The sequence below is a fragment of the Vibrio sp. 10N.239.312.C11 genome, from assembly GCF_041466065.1.
GTDB lineage: Bacteria > Pseudomonadota > Gammaproteobacteria > Enterobacterales > Vibrionaceae > Vibrio > Vibrio tasmaniensis_A.
Genome location: NZ_JBFSRZ010000092.1, coordinates 1 through 7,517, shown reverse-complemented (window position 1 = coordinate 7,517; position 7,517 = coordinate 1). Strand labels below are relative to the sequence as shown.

5 protein-coding genes are annotated in these 7,517 nt (G+C 33.6%); 1 reads left to right on the top strand and 4 read right to left on the bottom strand.

Annotated elements, in window-relative coordinates; genetic code table 11:
• Positions 1-508 precede the first annotated feature (508 nt).
• Genes AB6D07_RS22130 through AB6D07_RS22120 form a run of 3 tightly spaced genes read right to left on the bottom strand, consistent with a single transcriptional unit; the run spans position 509 to position 4,078 of the window.
• Entirely contained in the window at positions 509-1,246 is a 738-nt protein-coding gene (locus AB6D07_RS22130; RefSeq protein ID WP_372091475.1) for a hypothetical protein, read from the bottom strand.
• 30 nt (positions 1,247-1,276) lie between these two features.
• Positions 1,277-2,116 (bottom strand): hypothetical protein, encoded by an 840-nt coding sequence (locus AB6D07_RS22125; protein WP_372091473.1) that lies wholly within the window; start codon positions 2,114-2,116, stop codon positions 1,277-1,279.
• 9 nt (positions 2,117-2,125) lie between these two features.
• On the bottom strand, positions 2,126-4,078 hold the full coding sequence (locus AB6D07_RS22120; protein WP_372091471.1) for a type IV secretory system conjugative DNA transfer family protein: 1,953 nt from the start codon (positions 4,076-4,078) through the stop codon (positions 2,126-2,128).
• A gap of 780 nt (positions 4,079-4,858) precedes the next feature.
• Here AB6D07_RS22120 and AB6D07_RS22115 point away from each other — a divergent pair.
• Positions 4,859-5,806: a Fic family protein gene (locus AB6D07_RS22115; protein ID WP_372007112.1), complete on the top strand. Its 948-nt coding sequence runs from the start codon at positions 4,859-4,861 to the stop codon at positions 5,804-5,806.
• A gap of 217 nt (positions 5,807-6,023) precedes the next feature.
• On the opposite strand, the gene AB6D07_RS22110 is transcribed toward AB6D07_RS22115, so the two are convergent.
• Positions 6,024-7,376 carry a replication initiation protein gene (locus tag AB6D07_RS22110; protein ID WP_372091469.1) on the bottom strand — a complete coding sequence of 451 codons (1,353 nt, stop codon included), beginning with the start codon at positions 7,374-7,376 and terminating at the stop codon, positions 6,024-6,026.
• Positions 7,377-7,517 lie beyond the last annotated feature (141 nt).

The window sequence follows — 7,517 nt, the reverse complement described above, 5'->3', positions numbered from 1 at the left end:
TGTCGTATTTAAACCTTAAATCTGTCGTATTACACCTTAAATCTGTCGTATTTAATCTCTCAAGTTGTTGATTTTAAGCCATTTTTCGAGTGCTAAATAAGGAAAGACTAAGGAAAGACTATAGAAATAAGTCAGTCAGTCTATAGTTAGATCTAAGTTAAATAGATCTTAGGGAAAATTTGAAAAATTTTGACTAACTGACTTTTTTAAAAAATTTTGAAATGTGGTATGATTGATAGAACTTAACCTATTGAAATAACAACTAAAATAGAGCCTGTGAGATGTTTTAGGGTAGTTTATGATATTTGATAGCCAAGTGATTTTTAGAGGTGCTTAAAATCGAAATTTTTGCGTGTTTTCAAATTTCGATAAAAATCCTCGGGGAAGTTAGGTATGCCTAAAAAGCCCTGTAAGGCTCATAGGGAAGTGGGAAATCTTGATGGTACATACACTCAAAAAGTAAAAAAAAACCTCGCACGATTAACTATGGGAGGTTTTGTGGGCATTTCTAAAGGTCGTTACACCAGCGTTTAACGCAATCTTTAATATCTTGAGCTTCTTCTTCTACCTCACGAGCATAATCAGGATCTTTTTTTACTCGTTCTTTATGTATCCACTCCAGTACTTCTTTGTTAGTTGAAACCTTAACCTTAGTAGGTTGGTCTTTGTTTTTTTCTATTCGCTCATTAAATTTTTTATGCGCCTTTTCTTTTTCTCGTTTGTCTTCGATTTTATCGATGTACTTTCTGATTGTACGATTAGACTTAAAAAACGCTATGGAAAAGAAAGAGACAATAGATAATGTGAACAAAAATTGCCTAGTTAAAAGTCTGACAATTAACGATTTTTTAGATTTTTCTTGAATGCGCCTAGCTTCAAGGTCTTTGCTAAATGAAGTTGTTTCTTTGAGCCTCTTTCGTTCTTTAAGGTTTTGTTCGAAATAATGATTTTTTTGTTTATAGACCATGTTAGAAATCTGTTTGTAGTCGTTTTTTAACGAATGAACACTTGATATGTGATACGAAAAAAAGATTAGCATGCTCGGAATGATAAGAATTAATACTAAGAGGTTAGGTTTCCATTTTTTGTTAACGTAATTAGAAAATGTCACACCGATAATTAGGCCTAATACGACGATAAACCACATTTCCCCATCATAAGTTAAGGTAAACAAATCAATAAAAGCTGATATAAAAATCGGTACACCATCAAAATAAAAAAACAAAAATTGATCAATATCTCTCATAAAATTAAAATCCTCACACTAATTTTTAGACTATTTGTTCATTTTAAATAAATTTGTTTTTAACCCATTAAAAAGAGTCCATCTTTCATTGAATTTATCATTTAGTTCACCTTGTGATTTGAATAAAAAATAAGGTATAAAGTTTCTAATTCTATCTATTTTATATAATTCCTTTATAACAGAAATCTTACAAGACTCTTTTTCAAAAACATAAATAACTCTCACCCCCCTAGGGTAGTTAAATATTTCACTAACAACCCCTATTTCTATTGCTGATATATGATTTATAATTTGATTGACAGCTCTTTTTGTATCACTTCCGTTATGTTGCTCAAAAAGAAATAAATTATCTTCATTAGTAGCAATTTTCCCTATACCATCGGGAATTATTGTCAAATCTTCCCTTATTTTTAATGAATTTATAAACCTAGCGGTCCTATTCCTTTGACTTCCTACTTGCTCAAAATAGTAGTTAAAAAACTTCTTTTCAAAATTATGTTCATTGCAAAATAATTTGAGAGAAATGTTAAAGTCAATGGTTGATTTTCTATGAAAATAATCTCGAACAAAAAGAGGATAATGCTCTTTTGGTACCTTGATTTTATTAGCGTCAAAACCTAGGTAATCCACTAAAAAATCAGCACCATACCGAGTTAAAAAATGAACAGGGGCTAGCCTACCTGCGCCAGGGTAAAAACCAAACTCTTTCCTTTTGATTAATGGGCGACGTCTCTCCCTCATACGTTTAAGCATCGAGTTAATATGAGAGTTTTCTTTGTACCCCATTAGTCTCATTAACTGATTACTAGTGAGAAACTTAAATTCAGATAAATTTTCTAATATTTGCAATTGCTTTTCAGTTATATCCATTTTTATATTTTATAGATCATATTTGGGTTTTTTTATAAAGTGAGGTTTATTTTCTTTTTCATCCTTTATCAAACAATAATAATCATTGCTGTTATGTATCTTACTGTAATAAATAAGGGAACACTCTTTTACAGTTTGTATCCTTTCATCGCTTGAATATTTTTCTTTCATCAAATCAGAAGGAACTTTTATTTTTATTGATTCATTATTTTCTGTTTTTAAATAGAACTCGCCGACTTTCAATTTTTGTATTTCATTATGGTCAATTCTCATTTGGGCAGATGCATTTTTAGAACTTTGAACCTCATTTAATCCTATGAATTTCACTCCACATGAAAATAATACCCTCTGCATAGAGGTTGTCATATTTTGCCCAACATACTGATTAGCTAGTATTGTGTGGACTCCAAATTTTCTTAGTTGCGAAAGAGCTTGTTCTAGATCATCACTTATAAAGTTTTGAACTTCATCTATATAAAGAAAAGTCGTTACTCTTTCATTTTCTTTTTGGCTTGACCTTTGTAGTGCAATAATCCTAACCATTGCAACAATAAAGCGTCCAAAAGCTATCATAGCAGTAGTGCCACCTTCCCCCATTGAAAGTCGGAAAAGAACATTACTCCTTGAGTCAATGAGTTCTCTTAGATTGATGGTTGTTTCACGACCAATCAAAGAGGAAAAAATAGAATCGTTTAAAAGGTTTTGAATTCTAGTATAAATACCATGTTTCGTTACATCATAAGAGCTAGAGCTAAATTTTTCTTCAAAAAATCTAGCGTGTTGAATGTTTGGAGATTGTTTACCTAAAAGAATCAAATCTTCGTTGTTTTTATCATCCATGAACCTTTGTAGATCCTCAAAACACCCTCCTTTTTTCCTAACTAAAACGCTAATGCAAGGGTATAATATAGCCTTCATTTGATCGGTTGTTCCTGCACCTGAAAGCAAATTGTCAAAAACTCTTAAAAGCTCCCCTGTAACTCTTGAAATATTGTTCTCTGAGTAATCATTATCTAGCATGTCAAAGGGGTTTATTGATGGACTAAAACCTTCTTGCAATGTAGGGTTTACATAAACAATATCAACTCCTCCCAATTTTCCAAATTTCTTATAATCTAAGCTAGCTAATTGATCTGTGATATCACCATGTGGGTCTATAAATATAGTGGAGCAAGCTGAGTTCAATATGTCTCCAACGGCTAAAATTTTCATTAGCTCACTCTTACCGCTTCCGGTTTGAGCTAAAATATAAGTATGTTTTTTTCTCGCTCTAAGGCTTATGTTTGCTTCAAACGGCTTAGATAAAAACCCATACGAGTTTGGATCACGATAATCTTTAATGTATGAAATATACCCTTCAACAGAATCAGTATAATTATTATTATTCATTTCGAGATTATTAATAGTTCTTTCCATTTCGATGAAATTTTTTCTATCTTCTTTTGGTACGTATCCGAAAAAATTATTTTCATCATATTTAACTCTTTTTTTCTCTTGTTCATATTTTTCTTTGACTTTATTATATATATCCCCTCCCACCATGATTGATTTGTAATGATCAACCGTAGGAATCGTTTTTTTTCTTGCTATTTCTTTTAATGACTCGTCAGACTTGGAGCATCTCTCAATAAGAATTTTATTCCTAATTTTTACTATTTTTTCTATGCAGTTATATTCTGGGTTTTCTTCTAACGTGAAATATCCAACAAAGGTAGATGTACTATCCTTTAATCCCAAGTTTGGTGCATATCGATCAAAGTAGAGATCTTTGAATTGTGTAAGCCCGAATTTTTCATACATAAACCCTAAAGCCTGTGCAATTACCTTCCCTTCATCATAATAATAGCAACCAGTATCCATGAACTCTTCGAGTGCATTCCCTTCCCCCTCAGCCTGCCTCTCCATTTTAAATAGATACGTTATATTTCCGCTTCTGCTTTCTATGTAATGAATCCTAGCCATAACCATACCCCCAAAAAAGACACCATAACAGCATACCCATAAAAAGCCCTTTTTCAATACCCATAATGAAACCTAACTAGAAAGGCATATAATGCTATTAAAATCAATGTCTTAGGGTTGAAAATCCTATTCAAATTCTTACTATATCTCAACTCTCTCTCATCCTCGTCCTTTGACCTCGTCTTCATTCGATTATTCAATAGCTCGATTCCGTTCCCCACTAAGGGGTTGCCCCGCCTACGCTCAAACGGAAAACAAGAAGTAACAAGATTGAAGTCAATCAAGATAAAAACATTTTGAAAGTCCGCGCCCTTGCGGTTGAAGCGTAGCGGAAGTCGCAAGGGCGCGGACGAACGTGACAGAAAGAAAAAGCCAAGTTGTTACACTTGACTTTTTAACCAAATAAATAAAATCAAAAGTGAAGCTATATAAAAGAGAAATTCTAAAATATATCTTCACTTTCTTGTTCTTCGTTCCTGACGTTTTTGTGGACACTCGCAACGAGAACAATTACAGTTTTGCTTCATACGTGAAATTGTTAATAAATAAAGCACGCATTTTAAAAAATGCAAAAAGGAAAAAGCAAGGTGGAGATTTATACTACCTTGCTTTTTTTGTTTGTATTTTAAAATTGCGAGATTTGTTTCTTGAATACATTCGTAGCTCCTCGCTTGCGGAGTGAAACGAAGTAGCGAGGGGCGGTTATATGTGTAGGTATATTTTGACGAAATTAATGAAAAGGGTATAATTAGAGTATTATTAATACTCTAAGATAATGCAATGAGTAACGAAATTAAAAAACAAAATAACAATGAGTTACAAGAAAAATTCATTGAATCACTTATTGAAAATGAAATATCTAATATAAGTGATCTTATAATAAGAATACTTTATAAAAATACACCTATGGAAGTTAAAGAAAAAATAAAACAAATAGATAAATTAAAAAGCTGGCTTGATAGTTTTCGTCCTCTTAGTTTTGACGTGGTTGCAGAATTAAAAAAATACTATGACGTAAAGTTTACATACAACTCCAATGCTATCGAGGGAAATACTCTTACTCAAAGCGAAACAGAAATGGTTTTAGAGAAAGGGATCACCATTGGAGGGAAAACTTTAAGCGAGCATTTAGAGGTTATCGGGCACAAAGAAGCCATTGATTACATCGAGGATCTAGCAAAAAAAGGGACAGAAATCAGTGAGCATGAAATCAGGAATATTCATCATTTGATTTTACAGGGAACAGATCGAGAAAATGCCGGTACATACCGCACTTTAGATGTACGTGCCGCCGGCACTGAGCATGTTTACCCTGCCCACTTTCTTGTGTCTGAACTAATGAAAGATTTTGTAAATTGGACTCAATCCGATGAAGCGAAATCTTTGCACCCTATGACGTTTGCTACGGAGGTGCATTACCGATTTGTATCTATTCACCCGTTCAAGGACGGAAACGGACGTACAGCTCGTCTATTGATGAATTTAGCCTTACTTCGTGCTGGCTACCCTATTGCCATTATATCTAATGAGTTGCGCCCTGATTACATAGAATCTTTGGTATACGCACAAGACAACCAGAACGATACACAAAAACTTTTAGATCTTGTTGTCGATAGTTGCGAACGGTCGCTTGTAGATCACTTACGCATTGTTTCAACGGCATCAAGCAAGGGAAGTAAAGGGGAAGAATTTTACAGAGAGATACAAAACTATCTTGATGAAAAATAATCAAAAAAATATCCTTGGGGGCGGAACCCCAAGGATATTACCTAATCATTCCATTTATACTAAACCTGTACAAAAAGGAAAATTAACATGTCATACGCACGAAGAAAAAAGGGTAAACGCAAGTAATAACAAAGCTAATTAACATACTAATATCATAGCTTTTCAAGGTCTTCAATGACTAAAATAATCAGAATACTTTTTTTCTTTTTGGTTCAACTCAAAACAAAGGAACAAGAGCGTTTTTAAGGAAAAATTTAAGACTCCTAAACTGTATAGACTTCATAGGAGAGAAAGAAGAAAAGCCTTTTACATTATCGGTTAACGCATCAAAGGTATCGTTTGCAGTCAAGCTAACAAGCTCTTTAGAGAAAGTCTCTAGGGCTATTTTTTTTGCTTGTGTTGTCATTAGTTCATCTTGATTTTGAGCGTTGGAGTACAGGTTTTCAAGATCTGCACCTTTCAGAACTTCTAGTAAATCAGTGCGATTACAAAAATCTTTAAATCTCTCGTTTAGGGCTTCTTTATTTGCTTTCTTATCTTCTTCGATTTGAACTTTTTTCGCCTTAACTTCAGCTTGCTTTTTTCTCTCTTCAGCTTTGTTTTTTTCTTTCTCTACAACACCACTTACCAGGATTGTAGGGATCGCTTCACGAAGTGCCATTTCACTATATCTAGCAAGGTTTTCAACCGTTTCACCTTTCTTGTATTTAGCGTCTAATTTCTTATTAAATTGAGCCATTGCATAGGTTAAATGCTCATCGGTTGTGGCTAAAACTTGAAGCTCTACGGCTATCTTTGCCGACATTTGATAATCATCGACGAGCTGGCGACCTGCTGGCGTTAAATCCTTAAAATCACAAGGTAAAGCTGGTTGCTGAATCTCTACTTTTTGTTCTTTGTTTTTTGGGGTGATATAGAAACGAACGCCAGTCGTGGAACGTCCTTTTTTAATGGGTTCAGCTTTGATTTTTAAGTCTGTTTTTTCGTTAATTTCTTTTACAGAAATTTTTATTGCTCGTGTATTAAGATCGCAATATCGAGGATATTTTTTAAGTGGTATATCGAGAAAGGTTTTAAGTTCGTCAATCGTAAAATCTCGATAGCCTTGCTTTGTATTTTGGTACTGCTTACAAAGCTCATAAATTTTAACGCTGTAACCACTTTTTAACTGTTGGATATTCTCAAAATAATACTTGGTGTATTCGGTTTTCGCCTGAACCAGAAGAGGGAGGACTTTCTCATGGAACTGTATATCGACCGTACCGCCTTTGTGGTACTCAATTTCTTTGAAAATTGGGACTTGTGAAAATCCGCCGTCTTCCTTTGGTATTTCAATCCCTCGAATCATATCAAGCGTAGCTTTTCTAAGCTCTATATGGTTTTTTGCTCCCAAGCCAATAGCATTAAGTAAATCAATCGCTTGAAAGCTCAAAATATCGTCAGCGGTTGTTTGTTCGGTAAGCTCACTAATAGCAAGATTCATAATTTTCATTTGAGTAAGTGAGTAGTTTTTCACTCGGCTAGTAATCACTCGATTACTCTTTTTAACCATGCGGTTTTCTGAACTCATATTTTGACATTAGTGATTAAAATAGAATCACATACTAATAATAAATTACGACGTGTCAAATAAAACGTCGTAAAAAGGCAACTTACACCTTAAATCTGTCGTATTTAAACCTTAAATCTGTCGTATTACACCTTAAATCTG

Bases quoted from the DNA above. Each gene is read 5' to 3' on its own strand.
- AB6D07_RS22130 (WP_372091475.1), bottom strand. From the start codon at position 1,246: ATGAGAGATATTGATCAATTTTTGTTTTTTTATTTTGATGGTGTACCG.
- AB6D07_RS22125 (WP_372091473.1), bottom strand. From the start codon at position 2,116: ATGGATATAACTGAAAAGCAATTGCAAATATTAGAAAATTTATCTGAA.
- AB6D07_RS22120 (WP_372091471.1), bottom strand. From the start codon at position 4,078: ATGGCTAGGATTCATTACATAGAAAGCAGAAGCGGAAATATAACGTAT.
- AB6D07_RS22115 (WP_372007112.1), top strand. From the start codon at position 4,859: ATGAGTAACGAAATTAAAAAACAAAATAACAATGAGTTACAAGAAAAA.
- AB6D07_RS22110 (WP_372091469.1), bottom strand. From the start codon at position 7,376: ATGAGTTCAGAAAACCGCATGGTTAAAAAGAGTAATCGAGTGATTACT.